17 protein-coding genes and 1 pseudogene are annotated in these 22,542 nt (G+C 69.4%); 9 read left to right on the top strand and 9 right to left on the bottom strand.

Features of this window, described 5'->3' with window-relative positions; translation table 11 throughout:
- Positions 1-31 precede the first annotated feature (31 nt).
- The 4 genes from FXO19_RS01125 to FXO19_RS01110 form a co-directional block, all read right to left on the bottom strand.
- Positions 32-997 (bottom strand): BON domain-containing protein, encoded by a 966-nt coding sequence (locus FXO19_RS01125; protein ID WP_187775576.1) that lies wholly within the window; start codon positions 995-997, stop codon positions 32-34.
- Positions 998-1,356: 359 nt separating this feature from the next.
- A complete protein-coding gene (locus FXO19_RS01120; RefSeq protein ID WP_149193794.1) occupies positions 1,357-2,148 on the bottom strand; it encodes an alpha/beta hydrolase family protein in 792 nt (263 codons plus the stop codon).
- Entirely contained in the window at positions 2,123-3,298 is a 1,176-nt protein-coding gene (locus FXO19_RS01115; protein ID WP_149193216.1) for a DUF3182 family protein, read from the bottom strand. The genes FXO19_RS01120 and FXO19_RS01115 overlap by 26 nt, the downstream gene beginning before the upstream one ends.
- 14 nt (positions 3,299-3,312) lie before the next feature.
- Positions 3,313-3,825: a ferritin-like domain-containing protein gene (locus tag FXO19_RS01110; protein WP_149193793.1), complete on the bottom strand. Its 513-nt coding sequence runs from the start codon at positions 3,823-3,825 to the stop codon at positions 3,313-3,315.
- 219 nt (positions 3,826-4,044) lie between these two features.
- Between FXO19_RS01110 and FXO19_RS01105 the strand changes: the two genes are divergently transcribed.
- The 3 genes and pseudogenes from FXO19_RS01105 (at position 4,045) to FXO19_RS01095 (ending at position 6,520) form a co-directional block, all read left to right on the top strand.
- Positions 4,045-4,539 carry a YciE/YciF ferroxidase family protein gene (locus tag FXO19_RS01105; protein WP_149193215.1) on the top strand — a complete coding sequence of 165 codons (495 nt, stop codon included), beginning with the start codon at positions 4,045-4,047 and terminating at the stop codon, positions 4,537-4,539.
- Between the two features lie 196 nt (positions 4,540-4,735).
- Positions 4,736-6,052 (top strand): annotated as a pseudogene (locus tag FXO19_RS01100) (sigma-54-dependent transcriptional regulator); the annotation flags it as partial.
- Between the two features lie 75 nt (positions 6,053-6,127).
- On the top strand, positions 6,128-6,520 hold the full coding sequence (locus FXO19_RS01095) for a VOC family protein (RefSeq protein ID WP_149193213.1): 393 nt from the start codon (positions 6,128-6,130) through the stop codon (positions 6,518-6,520).
- Between the two features lie 180 nt (positions 6,521-6,700).
- Here FXO19_RS01095 and FXO19_RS01090 read toward each other — a convergent pair whose 3' ends face one another.
- The 3 genes from FXO19_RS01090 to FXO19_RS01080 all read right to left on the bottom strand — a co-directional run bounded on the left by FXO19_RS01090 (position 6,701) and on the right by FXO19_RS01080 (position 10,050).
- Complete coding sequence (locus FXO19_RS01090) at positions 6,701-6,907, bottom strand: hypothetical protein (protein WP_149193212.1); 207 nt, start codon at positions 6,905-6,907, stop codon at positions 6,701-6,703.
- 153 nt (positions 6,908-7,060) lie between these two features.
- Complete coding sequence (locus FXO19_RS01085) at positions 7,061-7,744, bottom strand: UdgX family uracil-DNA binding protein (RefSeq protein WP_187775575.1); 684 nt, start codon at positions 7,742-7,744, stop codon at positions 7,061-7,063.
- A gap of 26 nt (positions 7,745-7,770) precedes the next feature.
- The gene (locus tag FXO19_RS01080) at positions 7,771-10,050 is read right to left on the bottom strand and encodes an FdhF/YdeP family oxidoreductase (RefSeq protein ID WP_149193210.1); all 2,280 of its coding nucleotides are present in this window, start codon (positions 10,048-10,050) and stop codon (positions 7,771-7,773) included.
- 290 nt (positions 10,051-10,340) lie between these two features.
- On the opposite strand from FXO19_RS01080, the gene FXO19_RS01075 reads away from it, so the two are divergent.
- The 6 genes from FXO19_RS01075 (at position 10,341) to FXO19_RS01050 (ending at position 20,199) form a co-directional block, all read left to right on the top strand.
- Positions 10,341-10,547 carry a hypothetical protein gene (locus FXO19_RS01075; RefSeq protein ID WP_149193209.1) on the top strand — a complete coding sequence of 69 codons (207 nt, stop codon included), beginning with the start codon at positions 10,341-10,343 and terminating at the stop codon, positions 10,545-10,547.
- A gap of 259 nt (positions 10,548-10,806) precedes the next feature.
- Positions 10,807-12,609, top strand: coding sequence for a thiol reductant ABC exporter subunit CydD (cydD, locus tag FXO19_RS01070; protein ID WP_149193208.1), 1,803 nt, complete (start codon positions 10,807-10,809; stop codon positions 12,607-12,609).
- Positions 12,606-14,285: a thiol reductant ABC exporter subunit CydC gene (cydC, locus tag FXO19_RS01065; RefSeq protein ID WP_149193207.1), complete on the top strand. Its 1,680-nt coding sequence runs from the start codon at positions 12,606-12,608 to the stop codon at positions 14,283-14,285. The genes cydD and cydC overlap by 4 nt, the downstream gene beginning before the upstream one ends.
- 247 nt (positions 14,286-14,532) lie before the next feature.
- Positions 14,533-16,776, top strand: a complete 2,244-nt coding sequence (gene parC, locus FXO19_RS01060; RefSeq protein WP_149193206.1) for a DNA topoisomerase IV subunit A — start codon at positions 14,533-14,535, stop codon at positions 16,774-16,776.
- Between the two features lie 47 nt (positions 16,777-16,823).
- Positions 16,824-17,495: a thiopurine S-methyltransferase gene (locus tag FXO19_RS01055; protein ID WP_149193205.1), complete on the top strand. Its 672-nt coding sequence runs from the start codon at positions 16,824-16,826 to the stop codon at positions 17,493-17,495.
- 115 nt (positions 17,496-17,610) lie between these two features.
- On the top strand, positions 17,611-20,199 hold the full coding sequence (locus FXO19_RS01050; protein WP_149193204.1) for a penicillin acylase family protein: 2,589 nt from the start codon (positions 17,611-17,613) through the stop codon (positions 20,197-20,199).
- Between the two features lie 115 nt (positions 20,200-20,314).
- Here FXO19_RS01050 and FXO19_RS01045 read toward each other — a convergent pair whose 3' ends face one another.
- Positions 20,315-21,295, bottom strand: coding sequence for a DJ-1/PfpI family protein (locus FXO19_RS01045; RefSeq protein WP_187775574.1), 981 nt, complete (start codon positions 21,293-21,295; stop codon positions 20,315-20,317).
- A 95-nt stretch (positions 21,296-21,390) separates the two neighbouring features.
- Positions 21,391-22,353, bottom strand: coding sequence for a GlxA family transcriptional regulator (locus FXO19_RS01040; RefSeq protein ID WP_149193202.1), 963 nt, complete (start codon positions 22,351-22,353; stop codon positions 21,391-21,393).
- Positions 22,354-22,542 lie beyond the last annotated feature (189 nt).

Here is a 22,542-nt window from a genome sequence, read left to right as displayed (position 1 = left end):
GGCGAAAGCGGTGCAAGAGTCGGGGCGGCGCTCAGGTTCCCGAGGTGCCGTTGTCGGTCGCGCCTGCCGGCGGCGAATCGTCGCTACGGCCCGCGCGGCCGCGGACCCGCAGCCTGTTTTCGACGTCCTTGACGCCGCTGCAGGCGTCGGCGAGATCCTCGGCCCGATGCTTCACCCAGCGCTCGTCCACGCTGCCGGTCAGCGTGACAACGCCATCGCGCACCGCGACGGAGATGTCGGTGGCATCGATGTCGTCGTCTTCCATCAGGCGTTCGTTGATGTCCTCGGTGATGCGCGCGTCCGAACGCGTATAGCCCTGGGGGCCGCGGCCACGATACCCGCGACCGCCTTCACGTTGGGAAAGTCCACCGGCCGGCGCACTGCCGTAGCGCCCCTGGCCACGGTGCCTGTCGCCCCAGCGCGGTTCCGGATAGCGGCCGAACTGGGTGTCGTATTCGTCGCCGCCGCGTCCACCGGCGCCGGACGCCGGTTCCTCGGACTGGTAGTTGCCGGCGTAACCGCCGCGCCCGAGGCCGACGCCACCTGCGATCGGCATTCCCCGGATACTGTGGCCGCCGGCGGTGGCTTCGCGCTCACCCTGGTCCCAACTGTCGTCGTAGCCACGCTGCGCATAGCCGGTACGCCGTTCGAAACTCGCCTCGTCGCCGCGCCCGCGCCGTCCGGCCCGGGCGCCGGGGTCTTCCGGGCCGCCGGAACGCAAGTGCTCACGATCCTCGTCCTCGCGCCAGCGCGCCTGCCGCTGCCGCGTGTCGCCGCCGCCGCGCTCGCGCCAGTCGCCGCGATCGTCGCGATATCGCTCGTTCGTCATGTCGTTTCTCCCGTGATTGAGCCAGGCGAGGCCAGCGCGCAGGTAGCGGCTTCCGACTTGCAGGATTTCGCGGCCGATCGCCTTCGCTTCGGCGGTGCCTGCCTGCTCGTGCTCGCCCGCGCGGGCGCTGCGCCGTGGAGGTGGTTGCTGCTGTTCGTTCCGGGGCATCGCGAGCTCCATCGTTTGTCCGATGCTGCCGCGCACGCATCGGAGCGGCGCGCTCCCGTAGGCGCGCAAGTCGCGTGCCAGATCGGGCGCAACCGGCGGCGGCCAGGACCATCGCCGGCGGCGGGCAGCTTTTGAGATCCGTGAAGAAAGTTCGTCGCGGCGTCCGCGCGCGTGGCATGACGCCTGCACCCGCACCCCTCGTGTGTGGCGGGCGCCGCGTGCAATCCGATCCGTGGCGCACAGCGACCACAACGATCTCGACGAACCGCGCGTTCCTTTACCGCGCGGTGGCAGGAGAGGAGTCACCGACAAGGGAAAAGGTGCGTCCGGAGGAGTATGGCGCGCGCTCCACCGCGTGTTCAGCCCCGGCCGCCACCGTTGCCGCTGCGCGCGACCGCGTCGCGGGCGAGCCGCCGGCGGGTGCCCACCACCATCTCCCGCAGCCAATCGACCAGCAGTTCCGTGTAGCAGGCCTGATGCACCTTGTCGCCCAGGCCATGATCCGCCCCATCGATGACGCGGTGGGTCAGCGAACGCGCCTGCGTGAACGCGGCCTCATAGTTCAGCACGACCTGGCGCGGCACGATGTCGTCCTCGCCGGCAGCGACCAGCAGCACGTCGCCGGCGTAGCGGCTGCATGCGCGCAGCGCACGGTTGTCGGGCGCCTGCACGCGGCTGTGCCGGTAACGCATGAGATCCGGATCGGCGTTCAGCGACTGCTTCGGCCGCTCCCAACCTTCGTCGCGATAGAGCGCCGGCGAGCGCAGGGCCAGCCACTCGACTGGCCGGAGTTCGGAGAGCAGCGCAGCCAGGTACCCGCCGTAGCTGATGCCCACCACAGCGATCGCCGCCGGGTCGATATATGGCCGCTCCGCCAGCCAGTCGTAGGCGGCGAGCACGTCGCGCAGATTCTGCGCGCGCGTGACCTGTGTCAGCATCCGCGCGTGGCGCTCGTGGCCGCGCAGGTCGAAGGTCAGACAGATGCAGCCGAGGCCCACCGCCTCCCGCGCGCGCACCAGATCGTGTGCCTGGCTTCCGCCCCAGCCGTGGATGAAGAGCACGCCGGGGAACGTCGTCGCCGGACTGAGCACGGTGCCGCTGAGCCGCATCCGCTCGACATCGATTTCAACGGGCGTAAGCCTGGCCTCCATGAGCACTCACCTGTCGGTACTTGGTCAGCAGGCCCGCGCCAGGGCGCATGCCGCAATGGTAGATCTCGGCGTCCGGCGGGACGGCCACGCGGCCGTAGCGTTCGCGCGTGGACGCACAGACGCGCTCGATCCGCGCATCGGCCAGCATGAGGCCGATCGCGCCCAGTTCGGCGGGCGTCGCACCACCCACGCGCCATGACTGTTCGAGCACGCCGCACACGCGCCTGCCGGCGGCATCGGTCCCGTCGATGACGTCGTAGTTGCGCCTGGAGCTGAAGAACGCCGGAAAGGCTTCGCCGATGCGCGCGTCGTAGGCGATCGCCTTGTCGACTACCTCGCGCAACACCGAATGTCGGGTCGCCCGCTGCAGCGCGCGCAGATCGCCGCGGATGACCGCCAGGTCGGAGCCGCCGTACGCCGGATGGCCGTGGCCGTCGCGTGTCATGTGCTGCCGGCCGATGTAGGCGATCCGAAAACCCCAGCAGGTGATCGTGCCGACGCTGTAGGTCGACGGGTCGAGGAGATCGGCCTCGAGCACCACGCCATGGCGCACCATCGCCGGTCCCGGCGTGGCGGCGAGCACCGCCCGCAAGCGCAAAGGGTCGTGCACCACCAGTTGCCCGGAGCCGCCGCTGGCCTCCGGCTGCTTCAGGCGGATGTGATGGCCCTCGCGCCGCAGCTTGCGGGCGGCACGCAGGGCGTCCTCCACGGTGAATGCGGCGTACCCGGGAACCGTCGCCTCGGCGAGCGCCGCCCCCAGGTCCGGCACCCACCCCAGCGGCGCCGCGCCCGCGCCGTCGACGAGCGGATGGCCGACCACCTTGGTGGCGACGAATGGATACGGCACCACCCCACCGAGCAACCCGTTCTCCTGCATCGGCACCAGCGGATCGTCCGATGGCGCCGAGCACAGCGTCGCATCCGGTACCAGATAGGTCGCGGCCGCCGGCCGCTCCTGCGCGGCACACAGCCCGTGATACGGCACACCGCCGAGCGCCGCCACCTGGCGCGCCACCCATTCCAGCGTGCCACGCTCGTGGCCGTCCTCCGGAAGCGGACGCGTGGCGTAGGCCGTGACGTGGCGCGGCGCCGGCACGCCATGGCCCTGCGGTTCGCCGCGGCCCGGACCAGGCGGAACCCACCGCGCCATGGCGCTGTCTCCTGTCAACGCTTGGCCGTTGCGTCCGGCGCCGGCTCGCGCGCCAGGAACTCTCCGACGATCGCCGCGTGGTGATCGAGCAACCATTCCGCCATCGCCTGTTCCTGTTGCTGAATCCGCCTACAGACCTCGCCAACCTCCGGCTCGCCGGCCGCCTCGGCGGCGATGACCAGCGCGCGGTACGACACGGCCTCCATGTGCTCGAAGCCGTAGCAGATGCCGACGCCCTTCACCACTTCGTCGCTCATCATGGCGTTGCCCAGCGCCTGGACCGATGCCATCACGCTGGCGGCGGCACTCTTGGCCTTCGGAGTGGAGCCATCCAGGCGCTCGATGCAGCCCTTGACCTCCTCGGCCTGTTGCTGGGTCTCGGCGATGTGCGCCTCGATGCGCGCCTCCAGTTCCGGATAGTGCTTGAGGCGCCCGGCCATGGATTTCATCATCGTTTCCGCCTCCTGCTCCATCGCATAGGCGTCCTGCAGCCACTTCAGAAGGCGCTCGCGGTTGGACATCGACATCGTCTTTCTCCTTGGGTGGGGATGCGCCGTGAACGACCGGGCGCGTCCTCGGATGCTAGTGGCGCATTCCGAAAGCGGGAGTGATCGCGCGCGCTGGCCGCGCAGGAATTTCACGTCGGGAAACTCCTGCAGATCACGTCTCGCTGCCGTTGCCGTTGCTAGCTTCGACGCCGCGGCACTCCGCCGCTTCATTCACACATCCGTACTGGAGACAACGCCATGGCGATCAAGACGCTCGAGGACTTCTTTGTCCATTCACTTTCTGACATCCACAGCGCCGAGAGGCAGCTCACCAAGGCCCTGCCCAGGCTCGCCAAGGCCGCCAGCGATCCGGACCTGTCGAGCGCGTTCGAAACCCATCTCGAGGAAACCAACGGGCAGATCGAACGCCTGGAACAGGTGGCGAGCGCGGTGGGCATCAAGATCAAGCGGATCAAGTGCGAGGCCATGGAGGGATTGGTCGAGGAAGGCAAACAGGTCATCGACGAGGTCCCCGCCGGACCGGTGCGCGATGCCGCTCTGATCGCTGGCGCGCAGAAGGTCGAGCACTACGAGATCGCCTGCTACGGCACGCTGTGTGCGCTGGCTAAACAGCTCGGATACGAGGACGCGCTGGAGCCGCTTCTGGCGACGCTGGAGGAAGAAAAGGCGACGGACGAGAAACTCACCATGCTCGCCGAGCAAGGCATGAACCAGGAAGCCGCCGCCGCCTGAGGCTTGCCGACAGGAGCGGCGGGAACAGGCCGCGATCGCGGCTACGCCCGCCGCGGCCTGCGCAAGCAAGCGCACTGCGCCCATTCACGTTTTCGCCGACACGCTACACGCCTGATTAACCGCCTTGCATCCAGTATCAAGAAGAAGTTCCGTGCAGAGAGAGATTGACCGCATGCCGCCGACCGTGATGATCCTCGATGACGATCCGCAGTTCGCCTCATCGGTGGCCGACATCGCGGAAAGCGAAGGATTCCGGCCGTACGTCGTCGGCTCGCTGGCGCAGGCCCGTGAAGCCGCCGCGCGCCATTCGATGGACCTGGTGCTGGTGGATCTGCACCTGCCGGACGGTTCTGGGCTCGAACTCATCGACAGCATCGACCGCGGGATTCATGGCGACATGGCGATCGTGACCGGCAGTCCGACGATTGAGACCGCCGCCGGCGCGGTGTCCGCGCCGGTGATCGACTACCTGATCAAGCCATTTCATCCCGACCGGCTGATCGGCCTGCTTCGACGTTGCGCCGACCGCTCGACGTCGATGTCGGCCGCCAACTCCGCCCGCACGCCGATTCCCGGCGTGATCGCCGCCAGCGAGGCGATGCGCGTCCCCGTGCAGCTGGCGCGACGGGTGGCGTCCTCGGAGGCATCGATCCTGCTCGACGGCGAGACCGGCACCGGCAAGGAGGTCTTCGCCCGGGCAATCCACCAGATGAGCGGCTGCGAGGGCCCGTTCGTGGCGGTCAACTGCGGCGCGATGCCACCGGAACTGCTCGCCAGCCAGTTGTTCGGCCACGAACGCGGCAGCTTCACCGGCGCGGTGTCGCGGCACGTCGGCGTGTTCGAGCAGGCGGCCCGGGGCACGTTGTTCCTCGACGAGATCACCGAAATGCCGGTCGAACAGCAGGTCTACCTGCTGCGGGTGCTGGAGACCGGCGTCGTGCGCCGTCTCGGTTCCACCGACGAAACACCGGCGCCGGTGCGGATCCTGGCCGCGACCAATCGCTGCCCGCGGGAGGCGATCACCCGCGGCAAGCTGCGCGAGGACCTCTACTACCGCCTGTCGGACTTCACCATCACCCTGCCTCCGCTGCGCATGCGCGACGACGACGTGATCCTGCTGGCCGAGCATTTCATCGAAGGCTTCAACGCCCGCGACGACATGAAGAAGCGGCTTTCCCCGGCCGCCAAGCGCTCGCTCAAACGCTACACCTGGCCTGGGAACGTGCGCGAACTCAGGAGCGCCACCTATCGTGGCTGCGTCCTCGCCTCGGGCGACGACGTCGTGGTCACGCCGGAACAGATGCGCGTCGCCCCGCCCGTGGAAACTGAAGACGTCATCGTCTTCAGCATCGGGACGTCCTGGCCCGAGATCGAGCGGCAGAGCCTGCTCAAGGTGCTCGCCTACTGCGACAACGACAAGACCGCGGCGGCGCGCATGCTCGGCGTCAGCGTACGCACGGTGCACAACCACCTGGCCCGGATGCGCGACGAGGCGCGACAGCACGCCGCGTGATCCAGCCATTCCGCGTGGGCTGCGACGAGCGTGCGGCGTCGAACTACTTCCATCCCGTCTTGCAAGGCAAAGCCGATGGCGATCCATTTCAACCACACCATCGTCTGGTCCAGGGACCGCGCCGCATCCGCCGCCTTTCTGGCCGAGATGCTGGGCCTTCCCGCCCCGGACGAGTTCGGGCCGTTTCGGGTCGTCGCGACCGACAACGGGGTCAACGTCGACTTCGCGGACAAGCAAGGCGTGATCTCGACGCAGCACTACGCGTTCCTCGTCGGCGAGCCGGAATTCGACGAGATCCTCGGCCGCATTCGCGAGAAGGGGCTGTCGTACTGGGCCGATCCGGGCCAGCACAAGGCGGGCGAGATCAACACGCGCGACGACGGCCGCGGCCTGTATTTCAAGGACCTGAACGGCCATCTCCTCGAAATCATTACGCGCCCCTATGGCAGCGGCGGCCAACGGCCGTAGCGACCCGGTCTAGAAGCCGCATTGCGGCACGGGAGGAAACGTCAGTGGCTTCCTCGAGGCAGGAAACGACACCCTGAAAGAACGGTATGGCTTGACCTTGCAGTCAGCAGCGGCGCCGCGCAACACCGCCTGGCGGCCACTGCGGCGCAACGCGACCTACTCGGGAAGCGTCAACAGGCCCTAGGAGGAGGCGCCCGGAGGACGTTCGCGGACGCGACGGCGGCGCGCCGGATTGCCGGTCTTCGCGCCGGGCTCGGTCTCGGGCACGTTGCGCTGCTGGTGGGTGTGCTTGTCCGGCGATTCGCCGGTCTCGCGTTCCGAGTCCGGCGCGATGCGCTTCTCGAGCAGATCGCGCTCGGGCTCTTCGGCAAACGTGCGCTTGCCCATGGCGGTTCCTCCGGGTCGTACGTGTGTTGTCGTGTCTCGCCTGAAGTCTGCGCATACGAGGGCAACGGCATGTGACGATGCCGCCGTAGGAATCGCTCGCCCTGCTCCCGATGCCTGCTTTGACAGCGAACCTGACATCGCCGCAGACGGCATTCAGTCGCCGTCGTCCTGCCTCGGGGGCTCGGCGTCGGCAAGCGCGTCGGCGACGCCGCGCAGGTCCGCTTCCAGTTCCCGGTGCGCCAGCTCGCGCTCCCGGCCGCGCTTGCGCAGGATCGCCGAGGGATGCCACGTCGCCATGCCGGGAATACCAGCTGGCAGCGCATGCCACTGGCCGCGCTGCGCAGTCAGGGAAAACCCGCGGCCGAACACGGTGTGGGCCGCCATCGCCCCGAGCGCCACGACCAGTTGTGGGCGGATGCGCTGGAACTCCGCCGCCAGCCAGGGACGACAGGCCGCCTGCTCCGCAGCATTGGCGCGCTGGTGCAGGCGCACCTTGCCGCGACGCACGAACTTGAAGTGCTTGACCGTGTTGGTGAGATATACATCGCGCGGCGACAGGCCCGACTGTTCCAGCGCGGCACGCAGCAGGCGGCCGGCGGGGCCGACGAAGGGCGCACCGGCGAGGTCCTCCTTGTCGCCCGGCTGCTCGCCGATCAGCATCACCCGCGCCCGCGAACTGCCTTCGCCGAAGACCGTCTGCGTGGCGTCGCGCCACAGCGGGCAGGCACGGCACTCGACCGCCTTGCGCCTGAGCGTCGGCAGGCCGCCGGACGGCGTTTCGCCCTCGACCGGTTTGGCGAAAGGGCCCGAATCATCCGAGTCGCGCGATCCTGCCATGCCCGTGTTCGTGTGCCGCCGTGCGCTCAGACCGGCGCCGGACCGGCCGGCGCCTGCGCGCGCGACTCGCCACGCACGCGCACGGGGATCGACTTCGTCGCCGGCACATGACTGTCGATGGCGTGATGCTCGACCGAGAGCAGCGGATTGCATTCGGGGTAGTAGCCGACGATGCAGCCCGGCGGCACGTCGTAGGACACCACCCGCAGGCCGCCGACCTCGCGCTCGATCCCGTCCTCGTGATCGCTCAGCAGGTCCACCAGCTGGCCTTCCTGCAGCCGCAGCCGTTCGATGTCGCGCTTGCACATCAGCACCACCCGGCGCGTGCCTTCGATCCCGCGGAAGCGGTCGCGGTAGCCGTAGATCGTGGTGTTGAACTGGTCGTTGCTGCGCAGCGTGATCAGGCGCAGGCGATGCTCGGCGTCCTCGAAGCCGGTGCCGTTCAGTATCTCGGGCACGAAGAACTCCGCCTTGCCGCTCTCCGTGCTCCAGCGCCGCTCGCGCGCCGCCAGCGGCCGCGGGAAACCACCCGGCTGGCGCATGCGCCGGCTGTAGTCCTTGAAATCGTCCGGATAGGTGGCCTCGATCGCCTCGCGCACCTTGCCGTAGTCGGCAACCCATTCCCGCCACGGCACCTCGCCGCGCTCGAGCGTGGCCTGCGCGATGCCGGCGATGATCGCCGGCTCGGACATCAGGTCGGGGCTGGCCGGTTCGTGGGTGCCGAACGAGGCGTGGATGCAGGCGGTGCTGTCCTCCATGGTGACGATCTGGTCGCCGCTCGCCTGCCGGTCGCGCTCCAGCCGCCCGAGGCACGGCAGCAGCAGCGCGACCTGGCCGCGGACCAGATGGCTGCGATTGAGCTTGGTCGCCACCTGCACGGTCAGCCGTAGCCGCCGCCACGCCTGCTCCAACCGCCGGGTGTCCGGCGCGGCGCGCACGAAGTTGCCGCCGAGCCCGACGAAGGCACGCACCGAACCGTCGATCACGCCCTTCACCGCCTCCACGGTATCCAGGCCGTTCTTGCACGGCGGCTCGAAACGGTACAGTTCCTTCAGCTTGTCGATGGGCGCCAGTTCGGTTTTCTCGGTGACGCCGACGGTGCGCTGCCCCTGTACGTTGGAATGCCCGCGCACCGGGCAGATCCCGGCGCCCTTGCGGCCGATGTTGCCGCGCATCAACATCAGGTTGCACAGCATGCGCACGTTGTCGACGCCGCGATGGTGCTGGGTCATGCCCATGCCGTAGAGCAGCATGCACGACCTGGCACGGGCATAGACCGACGCCGCCTGGTCGAGGCGCTCGCGCGCCAGTCCCGACTCGTGCTCGATCTCATCCCATCCGGTAGCACGCAGGCTGGCGGCGAAGGCGTCGAAGCCGTGGGTGTGCTCGGCGATGAAGGCGGTGTCCAGGATCCGTTCGCGCCCGTCGCGGAGCGCCGCGTCGTCCGCTTCCAGCAATGCCTTGCACAGCCCCTGCAGCAGCGCGAGGTCGCCGCCCGCCTTGACCTGGTAGTAGTCGGAACTGATCCGGGTCGACGATCCGGTCACCATCGGCACCGGCTCCTGCGGATTGAAGGTGAGGATCGGTACACCGCGCTCGCTGGCCTCCTGCAGTTGGTGCAGCATGCGCGGGCTGTTGGTGCCGACGTTCTGGCCGAACGACAGGATGCAGTCCGTTTCCTCGAAGTCCTCCAGCCGCACCGTGCCCACCGGTACGCCGATGCTGCGCGGCAGCCCCACCGAGGTGCTCTCGTGGCACATGTTGGAGCTGTCGGGCAGGTTGTTGTTGCCGTAGAGCCGCGCCAGCAGCGCGTACATGTAGGAGGCCTCGTTCGAGGCGCGGCCGGACGTATAGAACACCACGCTTTCGGGATCCAGCGCGCGCAGCTCGCGGCCGATCAGCGCGAATGCTTCATCCCAACGGATCGGCACGTAGCGATCACTGTCGTGATCGTAGCGCAGCGGCTCGGTGAGGCGGCCGCGGCGCTCGAGGTCGAAGTCGGGCCACTGCAGCAGTTCCGACACGGTATGGCTGGCGAAGAAGTCGGCTCCCACCCGCCCCTGGTCCAGTTCCCAGAAGGTCGCCTTGGCGCCGTTCTCGCAGAATTCGAAGCGATGCGGATCCTTTGGCTTGGCCCATGCACAACTCACGCACATGTAGCCGTCCGCCTTGTTGTGCCGCCGCAGTTGCCGGACCGCCTCCAGCTCCGGCACGTGCCGGCCGGTGCCGAAGCGGAACAGCGAACGGACCGAACCCCAACCACCGGCCGGGCGGCGATAGGGCTTGAAAGTAGGCGAGGACGCCATCCGAACTCCTTCGCGCGCAGTGATTCGTCCCTTGACTTTTCTACGCCATTGGCAATCTAGGGGCGGTGAACGGCCATGTCCTCAGCTCGTGCGGCAGCGGTGCGTCCGGTGCCGACGCACCTGCTCTTCGCCGCTCCGGACAGCAGCATGAATGCTTCAGCCGTCGGTCGATCGGCAGCGCGGGTCGTCACATGTCCACCGCAGACAACGCGCTAGCGTCTCGCCATGTGATCTCGCGATGATCGGTCGCAACCAGGCGTCTCGTCGCACAACACGGATACGCTTCACCTATGAACCGCAAAGAGCTCGATAGCCGCCTCGACAGCCTGGCGCGCCACCTTCCGGTGTTGCAGGATGCCCATCCTCGCGATACCGATTTCTGGTCGGCCTTCAGCAACGAGGCCGACAGCGTGAACGATCACAACCTCAGTGCGGAAGATCGCGCCTACGCGCAGATGCAGATCGTGCTGATGCTCTCGTCCGCCCGCGACGACTGATTCGCTCCCCTCGTCGTAGGAGCGCGCCATGCGCGCGATACCGCGGGCATAGCGCCGCCATGCGATTCCGTTCACCCGGCGCGCCTTCCGGCTCGCGTCGGAACCGCCGATGACCGGGACCGAAGACGCCCGCGGCATCGCGCGCATGGCGCGCTCCTACGGACGGAATGCAGGCCGGCGGACGCCGCGCCCGTACAATGGCGGCTCGCGGCGGACCGGCATCGCCTGACGCCGCGAGTCCCATTCTTCGTACCCTTCCATGGACCAGACCCTCGCGGCCGAACCGCTGCCGCAACCTTCGGCCTCGCGCGCCGCGCAGGTCCGCCGCCTCGACGCCCTGGGCGCGCCCGCGCGCGGTCGCCTGCGCGCGGCCGGCGCCTGTACGGTGCTGGCCGGCTGGCTGCTGATCGCGCAGGCGGCGCTGATCGCGTTTGCGGTGCAGCGGGCACTGGTCGACGGCCATGATCCGGCCACGTTGTTGCCGACGCTCGGGGCGCTGCTCGGTGTCGGCGTGCTGCGCGCGGGACTGGGATGGGCCGCACGCGAGTTCGCCGACGACGCGGTCGCGACGATCCGCACGCAGCTGCGGCGCACGCTGGCGCGGCGCCTGTTCGCCGCGGGCGTGCCGTGGCTGCGGCGCCAGCGCAGCGGCGCGTTGAGCGAACTCACCGGCACCCACGTCGACGTCATGGAGGGTTATTTCACCGGTTACGTGCCGGCACGCGTCGAATCCGTCGCGGTGCCGCTGCTGATGCTGGTCGCCGCGTTCTTCGCGGATGCAATCGTCGGCGCCGTGCTGCTGCTGACCCTGCCGCTGATCCCGTTCTTCATGATGCTGGTCGGCTGGAGCGCGGAGGCGGCCAGCCGCCGTCAGCTGCGCGCGCTGGCGCGGATGGGCGGGCATTTCGCCGACCGCCTGCGCGGCCTCGGCCTGATCCGCGTCTACGGCCGCGGCGAGGACGAACTGGACGGCATCCGCGATGCCGCCGAGGGCCTGCGCACGCGCAGCCTGAAGGTGCTGCGGATCGCGTTCCTGTCGTCGACAGTGCTGGAGTTCTTCGCCTCGGTCAGCGTGGCGGTGATCGCGTTGTACCTGGGGTTGAGCTACCTGGGCATGCTCGACCTGCGCACGGAGCCGCTGACGCTCGGCACCGGTCTGTTCTGCCTGCTGCTGGCACCGGAGTTCTATGCGCCGATGCGGCGGCTGGCCGCGCACTATCACGACCGCGCCGGTGCGCTGGCGGCGCTGGAGGAGATCGAGCAGTCAAGCCCCCCTTTGGAAAAGGGGGGTTGGGGGGATTTGCCGGGCGCCCGACAGGGCCACAGCCAAAGCCAATCGCTACGCGATTCCCGGCCCCCGCGCAGCGCGCGGGAGACACGTGGAGGAGCCTCAGCCCCTAGCCCCCGCTTTTCGAAGAGGGCAGGTGCGGAGGCGCCAGCGATCATCGTTCGCGACGTGGCGTTGCGGCACTTGGGCGCCGCCTACGACGTCCTGCGCGGGCTCGACTTGGCGATCGCACCCGGTGAGCACGTCGCCATCACCGGCCCCAGCGGCTGCGGCAAGAGCACGCTGCTGGAGACCCTGGCCGGCTGGCTGCCGCCGTCCGCCGGCACGGTGCGGATCGAGCCGGCGACGCGGATCGGTTACGCGCCGCAGCGGCCGTTCCTGTTCCACGGCAGCCTCGCCGACAACCTGCGCCTGGCGAAACCGGACGCCAGCCCGGCCGAGCTGCAGGCCGCGGCCGAGGCCGCGCAGGTACTGCGTTTCGCCGCGCATCTGCCGGACGGGCTGGACACGGTGATCGGCGAACGCGGCTTCGGCCTGTCCGGCGGCGAAGCGCGACGGGTCGCGCTGGCGCGCGTCTACCTGCGCGATCCCGGCCTGCTGCTGCTCGACGAGCCCACCGCCTTCCTCGATCCCGACACCGAGCGCGCGCTGCTCGATGCGCTCGCCGACTACGCGCGCGGCCGCACCCTGCTCATCGCCACCCATAGCCCGGCCGCGCTGCGCATCGTCGCGCGTGCGCTGCCGCTACCGGCCAGTCCGGAGACCGCGGAATGAACGCGCCGGCCGCCACCCTGGCGCAGGTGTTCCGCCGCCACGCGTTGCCGATCGCATTGGCGGTGCTGCTGCTGTTCACCACGCTCGCTGCCGGCACCGGCCTGCTGGCGCTGGCCGGACACTTCCTCACCGCCGCCGCGCTTGCCGGCGGGCTGGCGGCCGGGTTCAATTTCTTCGCGCCGTCGGCCGGGATCCGCGCACTGACCTTCGCGCGGATCGTGTCGCGCTATGGCGAGAAGCTGTTCGGCCATGACGTCACCCTGCGCCTGGCCCGCGACCTGCGACTGTGGTTCTTCGCCCGTGCACTGCCACAGGCGCCGCTGGGGCTCGGGCGCGAACGGATCGGCGACCTGCTGTCACGACTGGTCGCCGACATCGACGCTGCCGACGGCCTGCTGGTGCGCGCGCTCGGCCCGCTGTTCGCGCTGCTGGCGCTGGCCGTCCTGGTTGTGGCGGCGAGCGCGGCGGCCTTGCCGCCCTTCGGTGCGTGGATGGCGCTGGTGTCGCTGGCGTTAGGCGGCCTGGTGCCGCTGGCGGCGACGCTCGGCGCACGCGACGCGGAACGTCGCCGCGCGGAGGCGCGGTCCGCACTACGGCAGTCGCTACAGGAAAGCCTGGAAGGCGCGGCCGACCTGGTCGCGCTGGCGGCGGTCGAGGCGCGCATGGACACGATCGACGCCCACGCGCAGACATTGGCGCATCGCGAACGCCGGCTGCAGCGGCGGCTGTCGGCGGCCTCGCTGCTGCACGCTTCGATCGTCGCGCTGGCGCTACCGGCCTTGCTGTGGCTGCTGCTGCGCGCGCACCACGCCGGCGAAATCTCCACGCCGGTCGCCGCGGCGCTGCTGTTCGCCGGTATCGCCCTGTTCGAGGCCGCTGCCGGCATCGGCCTGGCCTGGCAATCGCTGCGCGCCGCGCGCGCCTCGCTGCACCGGCTGCGCGCGATCGCCGGGGCCGCGCCGCCGGTGCGCGATCCGGCCGCGCCGATCGCGCTCCCGGCTGTGGGCGAACTGCGCCTGGAAGGCGTGGGCTTCGCCTGGGGCGGTGCCGCGTCGCGCCCGGTGCTCGACGGCGTCGACCTGGTGCTGCCCCCGGGGCAGCGCATCGCCATCGCCGGCGACAGCGGCGCAGGCAAGTCCTCGCTGATGGCAATGCTGCTGCGCCTGCGCGATCCCGATGCCGGCCGCATCTGCTATGGCGGCACCGACCTGCGGCTGGCCGCACAGGCGGATTGGCACCGGCACGTCGCCTGGCTGCCGCAGGACGCGCCGGTGTTCGCCGGCAGCGTGCGCGAGAACCTGCGCATGGGCGATCCCGGCGCCGACGACGCGCGCCTGTGGGACGCGCTGGCGCGGGTGAAGCTGGACGAGGCGGTCCGCGCCCTGCCCGGCCGGCTCGACGCCTGGATCGGCGAGAGCGGCAGCAGCCTCTCGGGCGGGCAATCGCGGCGCCTGGCGCTGGCGCGTGCGCTGTTGCGCGATGCCCCGCTCCTGCTGCTCGACGAGCCCACCGAGGGCCTGGACATCGACACCGCGCATGCCCTGCTGCGCGATCTCGCAGACGCCTGCGCCGGCCGCAGCCTACTGCTGATCAGCCACGACGCCCTGCCGGACGGCGTGGTGCACGCGCACTACCGCCTGATCGCGGGCCGCTTGCATCCCCTGCCGCCCTCGTAGGAGCGCCATGCGCGCGATGCCGCGGGCATGGCGCCGCCGCGGATCCCGGTGACAGGCGTGCCTGCCGGTCCGGCATCGCGGCATCCACCGGATCCTGCCGGCACCCGCGATATCGCGCGCATGGCGCGCTCCTGCGAAGGCCCGCCCGCGCCGGACCGGCTGGTTCGCGCCCGTCCGCGGGCGAAGCGGCCCATCCCGGTAGAATTGCGCGATTGCATCCGCCTTCAGCGAAGTCCCCACCGACGACATGACCGACACCGTCCGCACCGCCTTCCACGGCTTCGAGCAGATCCCGCTGCGCGAGTACGCCGAGCGCGCCTACCTCGACTACTCGATGTACGTGGTCCTCGACCGCGCCCTGCCCTTCATCGGCGACGGCCTCAAGCCGGTGCAGCGGCGGATCATCTACGCCATGAGCGAGCTGGGCCTGAACGCCGCCGCCAAGCCGAAGAAATCGGCGCGCACCATCGGCGACGTGATCGGCAAGTACCACCCGCACGGCGACTCGGCCTGCTACGAGGCGATGGTGCTGATGGCGCAGCCGTTCTCGTACCGCTACCCGCTGGTCGACGGCCAGGGCAACTTCGGCTCCAGCGACGATCCGAAGTCGTTCGCGGCGATGCGCTACACCGAATCGCGGCTGACCCCAATCGCCGAGGTGCTGCTCGGCGAGCTGGCGCACGGCACGGTCGACTGGACGTCGAACTTCGACGGCACCCTGGAAGAGCCGAGCTGGATGCCGGCGCGCCTGCCGCACCTGCTGCTCAACGGCACCACCGGCATCGCGGTCGGCATGGCCACCGACGTGCCGCCGCACAACCTCAACGAGGTGGTCAGCGCCTGCATCCACCTGCTCGAGGATCCCAAGGCCAGCGTGCGCGACTTGTGCGAGCACGTGCGCGGTCCCGACTACCCGACCAGCGCCGAGATCATCACCCCGGCCGCCGACCTGCTGGCGCTGTACGAGACCGGCCACGGCGCGATCCGCGCGCGCGCCACCTGGAAGAAGGAACACCAGAACATCGTCATCACCGCGCTGCCGCACCAGGTCTCGCCGAGCAAGGTGATCGAGCAGATCGCCGCGCAGATGCGCGCCAAGAAGCTGCCCTGGCTGGAGGACATCCGCGACGAGTCCGACCATGCCAATCCGGTGCGCGTGGTGCTGGTGCCCCGCTCCAGCCGGGTCGATGCCGAGCAGTTGATGGGCCACCTGTTCGTGATCACCGACCTGGAAAGGAGCTATCGCGCCAACTTCAACGTGATCGGTCTCGACGGCCGCCCGCAGGTCAAGAATCTCAAGGCGATGCTGGCCGAGTGGCTGCAGTTCCGCAGCGACACCGTCACCCGGCGCCTGCAGCACCGCCTGGACAAGGTCGAGCGCCGCCTGCACCTGCTGGAGGGCCTGCTGGTCGCCTTCCTCAACCTCGACGAGGTGATCCGCATCATCCGCAGCGAGGACGAGCCGCGCCCCGTGCTGCAGAAGCGCTTCAAACTGAGCGACGATCAGGTCGACTACATCCTCGAGACCCGGCTGCGGCAGTTGGCGCGGCTGGAGGAGATGAAGATCCGCGGCGAGCAGGACGAGCTTGACAGCGAGCGGGATCGCCTCATCTCCACGCTCGGCAGCAAGGCCAAGCTGAAGAAGCTGATCAAGGACGAGCTGCTGGCCGACGCCAAGAAGTTCGGCGACGCCAGGCGCTCGCCACTGGTCGCGCGCGAGGCGGCACAGGCCCTGGCCGAGACCGACCTGGTACCGAGCGAGCCGGTCACGGTCGTGCTGAGCGAGAAAGGCTGGGTGCGCGCGGCCAAGGGCCATGACGTCGACGCCTCCACGCTGTCCTACCGCGAGGGCGACGCACTGCTGGCGGCGATGCGCGGCCGCAGCACGCAGCCGGTGGCGTTCCTCGATTCCAGCGGCCGCAGCTATTCGACCACTGCGCATACCCTGCCCTCTGCCCGCGGCAACGGCGAACCGCTGACCGGACGCTTTTCGCCGGCCGCCGGCGCGTCGTTCCAGGCGTTGGCCACGGGCGAGCCCGATACCCGCTTCGTGCTGGCGTCCTCGCACGGCTACGGCTTCGTGACCCGCTTCGAGAACCTGGTCGGGCGACAGAAGGCCGGCAAGGCCATGCTGACGCTGTCGCCCGGCTCGCGCGTCGTGCAACCGGCGCCGGTGACCAACGTCGAGACCGACCGCATCGTCGCCGTCACCAGCGCCGGGCATCTGCTGGCGTTCCCGGTCGCGGAACTGCCGGAACTCGACCGCGGCAAGGGCAACAAGATCATCGAGATTCCCAAGGCCAAGCGCGGCACCGAGCGCGTGGTGGCGGTGGCCGTGGTGCCGCCGGGCGGCACCCTGCAGGTGAAGTCCGGCACGCGCACGATGAGCCTGTCGTTCCGCGACCTGGAGAATTACCTCGGCAGCCGCGGCCAGCGCGGTGGCCTGCTGCCGCGTGGATGGCAGAAGGTCGACGGACTGGTAGTGGAATAGCACCGCCGTCGCAACCTTCTGTAGGAACGGACGGAGGCGAAACAGACATGGACCCGAACTTCTGGCACCAGCGCTGGCAGGAAGGCCGCATCGGCTTCCACCAGGAGCGCATCACCCCGCTGCTGGAGGGTCACTGGGATGCGATCGGCGCTTCGCCCGGCAGCCGCGTGTTCGTGCCGCTGGCCGGCAAGTCGCTCGACATGGCCTGGCTGGCGGCGCGCGGCCACCGCGTCCTCGGCGTGGAACTGAGCCGCCTTGCGATCGAGCAGTTCTTCGACGAACACGCACTCACGCCCGAAATCCACGAGACCCGCTACGGCACCCACTACAGCGCCGGCGACATCGAGCTCATCTGCGGCGACGCCTTCGACCTGGACGCCGCCGCACTCGCCGACTGCCGGGCCGTATTCGATCGCGCCGCGCTGATCGCCCTGCCGCCCGAGCTGCGCACGCCCTACCTGCGCGAGCTCTACGCGCGCCTGCCGGCCGGCTGTCGCGGCGTGCTGGTCACGCTGGAATATCCGCAACACCAGAAACAGGGCCCGCCGTTCTCCGTCGACGAAGCCGAGGTGCGCGCCGGCCTGGCGGCCAGCTGGACCGTCGAGGTTCTCGAGCGCCGTGACATCCTCGACCGCGAACCCGGCTTCGCCGCCGAGGGGATCACCGCACTGTCCACCGTCGCCTACGCCCTGCAACGCCGAGATCCCGCAGCCGCTTGACTGCCCTGAGCACGGCAGCGGTTTCCCTCTGCCGGGCGTCGCGACTGGCGGCCAGTGTTGCCGCGACCGCCTGCATCGCGCCTACAATCGGCGCAACTCCGGGGGAAAGACCACAATGCTTCGTTGGCTGAAGCGCTTGGCGCTGCTTCTCGTGCTGCTGGTTGTGATGGTGTTGCTCACCGCCTGGTGGCTGCTGCGCGGCAGCCTGCCGACGCTCGAGGGCGAGATGGCCCTGCACGTCCTTTCCGCCCCGGTCTCAGTGACGCGCGATGCGCTCGGCGTCGTCACCATCGACGCCGCCAACGAAACCGACGCCATCCGCGCACTCGGCTACCTACACGCGCAGGAACGCTACTTCGAGATGGACCTGATGCGCCGTACCGCCGCCGGCGAACTGGCCGCGCTGTTCGGTCCGATCGCCGTGGACACCGACCGCAGGCATCGCGTGCACCGCATGCGCGCACGGGTGGAGACCGACCTTGCCGAGATCGCCGGCGAGCGCCTGCCGCAGCTGCAGGCCTATGCCGACGGCGTCAATGCCGGCCGCGATGCCCTGCGCGCTCGACCGTGGCCTTACCTGCTGCTCGGCCAGTCACCGCAACCATGGACGCCGGCCGACTCTGCGCTAGCCGGCTTCGCCATGTACTTCGACCTGCAGGATTCTCAGAACAAACGCGAGCTGGCGCTATCGCAACTCCGCCCGCACCTGCCGCCTGCGCTGTACGACCTTCTCACCCACGACGGCTCGCGCTGGGACGCGCCGCTGATGGGCGAATCGCGCGGCGACGCCATACTTCCCAGCGCCGACGAAGTCGATCTCCGCACCCTCCCCGCACCCGATGACGCCAGGTCGGCGGCACAGCACGCGCCACCGCCCAGCGAACGCTCGCCGCACGATCACGCATCCAACAGGCATTCCCCTCGCAATCCGTCATCCCTCACGTCGTCATCCCAGCGTACGCCGGGATCCATCTTCGGCCAGCCCATACCCCCATCCGCCGCCGACATCGTTCCTGGCAGCAACAACTTCGCCGTCGCCGGCACTCTCACCCGCGACGGCCGCGCCATCGTCGCCAACGACATGCATCTCGGCCTGCGCGCACCCAACATCTGGTTCCGCGCGCGCCTGCGCTACCCGGATCCAAGCGCTCCCTGCGGCCGGGTCGACGTCAGCGGCTTCACCCTGCCGGGCCTGCCGGCCGTGGTGGTCGGCAGCAACACCCACGTCGCCTGGGGTTACACCAACAGCTACATCGATACCCTGGATTGGCGCCGCGTGCATCCGTGCACCGGGACCGGCGCGCAAGCCGGCTGCGATCGCATTACGACGCACGAGGAAGTCATCGCAGTGGCCGGCGCCGATCCCGTCGCCCTCAGCGTGGACGAAACCAAGTGGGGCCCGATCCTGCACCGCGAACCCGATGGCGCCGCCCTGGCCCTGCGCTGGGCCGCGCACCTGCCCGGCGCGCTCAACCTCGGCCTGCTCGATCTGGCGTACGCCGGCAACCTGGACGCCGCCTTCGCCGCCGCCGACCGCACCGCCATTCCCACCCAGAACCTGCTGATCGGCGACCGCGCCGGCCGTGTCGCCTGGCGCCTGCTCGGCCCGGTCGCGCAGCGCGACGCCGATTGCGAGGCCATCCTGACTTCCCGCCCACGGCAGGGGAATGCACCCAAAGAGCCTGCCCAGGACGTGGCCCGAGAACTAACGGAGGCAATTCCCGGGCCCAACGAAGACACCACTTGTCCGCCTTGGTCGATCACCACCGCCGCCAGCCCCATGCTCGCCTCCCCCACCGCCGACCGCCTGTGGACCGCCAACAGCCGCGTCGCCGACGGCGAGGCCCTGCAGCGCATCGGCGATGCGGGCTATGCCCTCGGCATCCGCGCCTACCAGATCCGAGAACGCCTGACCGCGCGCGACCGCTTCACCGAGCAGGACCTGCTCGCCATCCAGCTCGACGATCGCGCCATGCTGCTCGAAGGTTGGTGGCGGCTGCTGCGCGGCGCCGCCGCCGAAGCGGAAGATGGTTCGGCCCTGCACGCACTCGCCGAGGCCGCGCAGACGTGGCAAGGCCGCGCCAGCACGGACTCGGTGAGCTATCGCATCGTCCGCGCCTGGCGCCTGGCCGTGCACGATCGCGTCGCCGATGGCCTCACCGCTCCCGCCCGCGCCGCACTGGGCGACGATTTTGAGATGCCCGCGCTCAACCAGCTCGAAGGCGTGGCCTGGCCATTGCTCCAGCAACGCCCCATGCACCTGCTGCCACGCGGTTACGACACCTGGACCGCCCTGCTCGAGGACGCCGCCGCCGATGTCCGCGAAGAGCTCAAAGCCAGCGGCCCGCTCCACGAACGCACCTGGGGCGAACGCAACACCGCCGCCATCTGCCACCCGCTGGCCGGCGCCATCCCGCTCGTCGGCAAACGCCTGCTGTGCATGCCGCCCGACCCGCTGCCCGGCGACGGCAACGTGCCGCGCGTGCAGGGTCCCGCCGTCGGCGCGTCGGAACGCATGGTGGTCTCGCCCGGCCACGAGGAAGACGGCATCGCCCACATGCCCGGCGGGCAGAGCGGCCATCCGCTGTCGCCGTTCTGGGGCGCGGGGCACGCGAACTGGGTGGAGGGAACGCCGACGCCATTTCTGCCGGGCGAGGCATTGCATTCGCTCCGCCTGCGACCCGCAGCGCCGGAGGAGAAGTGAGCTTGGCCGCGAAGTACGACGCCCTGGCTGGCGTGCACCCGATATCGACTCATGCATGGGCCGTTCGGCAGACCCGACGAGCCCGTCGCAGATCCATGCAGCACGACGGGTCGGATCAGTCTTCCTCTGCGTGCACGCGCAGTTCAAGCTGGTAGTCCTGCACGCTCGATCCCGGCGTCGTCTCCAGCAAGAGTGCCACGCGACGCCCTTCCTGTTGACTGATCCAGCGATTCGCACGGGGATCCCGCGACCAGCCTGACGCGCCATCCATTCCCGTGGCGATGCGCTGCAGCAGGTCGTCGGCCGGCGTGGCGGAGGTGACATCGAAGCGCATGCGCCACTGCTGCTCGTCGCCGATCGAGATGTCCTTGTTCATGACCAGGTCCTCGGGCCAGTCGACCGCCGCTTCCAGCGACCGGGGCACATAGCGATCGGCCATGCGCGAGCGGACGAAGCCTCCGTCCGGCTTCCAGTCGTACTCGAGGTGCATGGCGACCGATTGCGCCCGCTCCGCCCCTTGCGCCCGGGCGACGATGTGCAGCGCCGCATCCAGGCCCGAGGACAAGCCGGCCGAGGTGACGATGCGGCCGCTGTCGGCCCAGCGGACATCCTTGACCACGTCGACCGACGGATAGCGGCGGGCGAACTCGTCGATGCGCGGGGTGAACGTGGTGGCCTCGAGGCCGTCGAGCAGGCCCGCCCCGGCCAGGACGAAGGCGCCGGTGCAGACCGACAGGACGTGTCGGCTTCCGGCCGCGCGCTCGCGGACGAACGACAGCACCTGCGGATCGCGTTCCGCCTCGTGGACGTCGCCGCCGGGGACCAGCAGTACGTCGAAGGGCGGGGCGTCGGCGAAACCGGCATCCGGCGTCACCGTCAGTCCCATCGCCGTGGTGACGGGATTGCCATCGTGTGACAGGGTCACCACGCCAAAGCCGGCGGCGCCGAAGACTTCGTAGGGCCCGGCAAAATCGATGATCTGCACGCCGTCGAACAGGACGATGCCCACCCGGACTTCCGGCTGCGTATGCGGCGCATGCGCGGCCCACGCAGGACAGGACAACAGGCCAAGCAGGACGCACGTGAGTTTGATCATTGCCTGGCGCATATGCATTTCCCCGTGGGTCAGGCGGGAAAGGTAGCCGAGACCAACGCACGGATGCGGACATCAGGCACGCCGATCAGGACATCTCACGCCGCGCCGAAGCGAGCCCGGTAGTCGCTGGGAGAGACGCCCAGCCGACGTGCGAATGCCCGGCGCATGGCCTCGGCGGAACTAAAACCGCACTCGGTGGCGATTCGCCGGATATCCTTGCGGGAGCTTTCCAACAGCGGCTTGGCGGCCTCGATGCGCAGCTGTTCCACGTACTTCTGCGGCGTCGTGGAAAACACGGCGCTGAACCTGCGGGTGAACTGTCGCGGGCTCATGTGCAGGCGCTGGGCCAGTTGTTCTACATCCAGGCGCAGGCGCAGATTTCCGCGGATCCACGCCTCCAGCTGGGCGAACTGGTCGGGCAGGTCCAGTGCCTGCAGCTGATCGCTGAACTGGCTTTGTCCTCCGGACCGCTTGCTCGCCATGACCATCCGCTTGGCCACCTTCAGCGCCAGGGCCTGGCCATGGTCCGCGGCGACCATGGCTAACGCCAGGTCCATGCCTGCGGTGACCCCGGCCGAGGTCCAGATATCTCCATCGCGGGTATAGATGGCGTCCGCCTGCACCCGCACCCGGGGATAGCGCTGGCGGAGTTCCTGCACGTCGCTCCAGTGCGTCGTCGCCTGGCGCTCGTCGAGGACACCGGCCTCGGCCAGCAACAGGGCGCCGCTGCAGACCGAAGCAACCCTTCGCACCTGCCCCGCCGCCGCTCGCAACCATAGCAGCAGTTTGCGATCCGACCGTACGGCGTCCAGCGAATCGCCCATGCCTCCGCACACCATCAGGGTATCGATGTGTTCCGGCATGTCGGCGTACGCCGTGTCCGGCAGCAGGCGCAGACCCGACGCCAGGACCACCGGCTGAGTGTCCACGGACAGGAGAAGCAAGCGGTAGAGCGGTTCGATACCGGGCGCCTCTTCCTGCGCCTGGCGGCTTGCCAAGGCGAAAACCTCCAGCGGGCCGCTGATGTCCAGCGATTGTGCGCCCGCATAGACCAGCATGCAGATGGTACGAGTGCGAGGGGCGTGCATGACGGCGTCAACCATTGGACAGGGGAGCCAATCTAAGGTGAATTCGCGGCGATACCAATGTGGTTGGGTGTGTCGCCTCGTCTTCGCCCCATCCGGACAGGCGCGGGCATGCGCCGCGGGCTCGTGGATCGCGCAGATCAGAAGCAAAGCCGCACGGCA

This window comes from Luteimonas suaedae (assembly GCF_008312895.1).
Classification (GTDB): domain Bacteria; phylum Pseudomonadota; class Gammaproteobacteria; order Xanthomonadales; family Xanthomonadaceae; genus Luteimonas; species Luteimonas suaedae.
Note: the sequence above shows the minus strand (reverse complement) of the source record. Positions and strands in the feature narration are given on the sequence as shown.

Coding starts and splice junctions, on each gene's coding strand:
- FXO19_RS01125 (WP_187775576.1), bottom strand. CDS start 997: ATGCCCCGGAACGAACAGCAGCAACCACCTCCACGGCGCAGCGCCCGC.
- FXO19_RS01120 (WP_149193794.1), bottom strand. CDS start 2,148: ATGGAGGCCAGGCTTACGCCCGTTGAAATCGATGTCGAGCGGATGCGG.
- FXO19_RS01115 (WP_149193216.1), bottom strand. CDS start 3,298: ATGGCGCGGTGGGTTCCGCCTGGTCCGGGCCGCGGCGAACCGCAGGGC.
- FXO19_RS01110 (WP_149193793.1), bottom strand. CDS start 3,825: ATGTCGATGTCCAACCGCGAGCGCCTTCTGAAGTGGCTGCAGGACGCC.
- FXO19_RS01105 (WP_149193215.1), top strand. CDS start 4,045: ATGGCGATCAAGACGCTCGAGGACTTCTTTGTCCATTCACTTTCTGAC.
- FXO19_RS01095 (WP_149193213.1), top strand. CDS start 6,128: ATGGCGATCCATTTCAACCACACCATCGTCTGGTCCAGGGACCGCGCC.
- FXO19_RS01090 (WP_149193212.1), bottom strand. CDS start 6,907: ATGGGCAAGCGCACGTTTGCCGAAGAGCCCGAGCGCGATCTGCTCGAG.
- FXO19_RS01085 (WP_187775575.1), bottom strand. CDS start 7,744: ATGGCAGGATCGCGCGACTCGGATGATTCGGGCCCTTTCGCCAAACCG.
- FXO19_RS01080 (WP_149193210.1), bottom strand. CDS start 10,050: ATGGCGTCCTCGCCTACTTTCAAGCCCTATCGCCGCCCGGCCGGTGGT.
- FXO19_RS01075 (WP_149193209.1), top strand. CDS start 10,341: ATGAACCGCAAAGAGCTCGATAGCCGCCTCGACAGCCTGGCGCGCCAC.
- cydD (WP_149193208.1), top strand. CDS start 10,807: ATGGACCAGACCCTCGCGGCCGAACCGCTGCCGCAACCTTCGGCCTCG.
- cydC (WP_149193207.1), top strand. CDS start 12,606: ATGAACGCGCCGGCCGCCACCCTGGCGCAGGTGTTCCGCCGCCACGCG.
- parC (WP_149193206.1), top strand. CDS start 14,533: ATGACCGACACCGTCCGCACCGCCTTCCACGGCTTCGAGCAGATCCCG.
- FXO19_RS01055 (WP_149193205.1), top strand. CDS start 16,824: ATGGACCCGAACTTCTGGCACCAGCGCTGGCAGGAAGGCCGCATCGGC.
- FXO19_RS01050 (WP_149193204.1), top strand. CDS start 17,611: ATGCTTCGTTGGCTGAAGCGCTTGGCGCTGCTTCTCGTGCTGCTGGTT.
- FXO19_RS01045 (WP_187775574.1), bottom strand. CDS start 21,295: ATGATCAAACTCACGTGCGTCCTGCTTGGCCTGTTGTCCTGTCCTGCG.
- FXO19_RS01040 (WP_149193202.1), bottom strand. CDS start 22,353: ATGCTGGTCTATGCGGGCGCACAATCGCTGGACATCAGCGGCCCGCTG.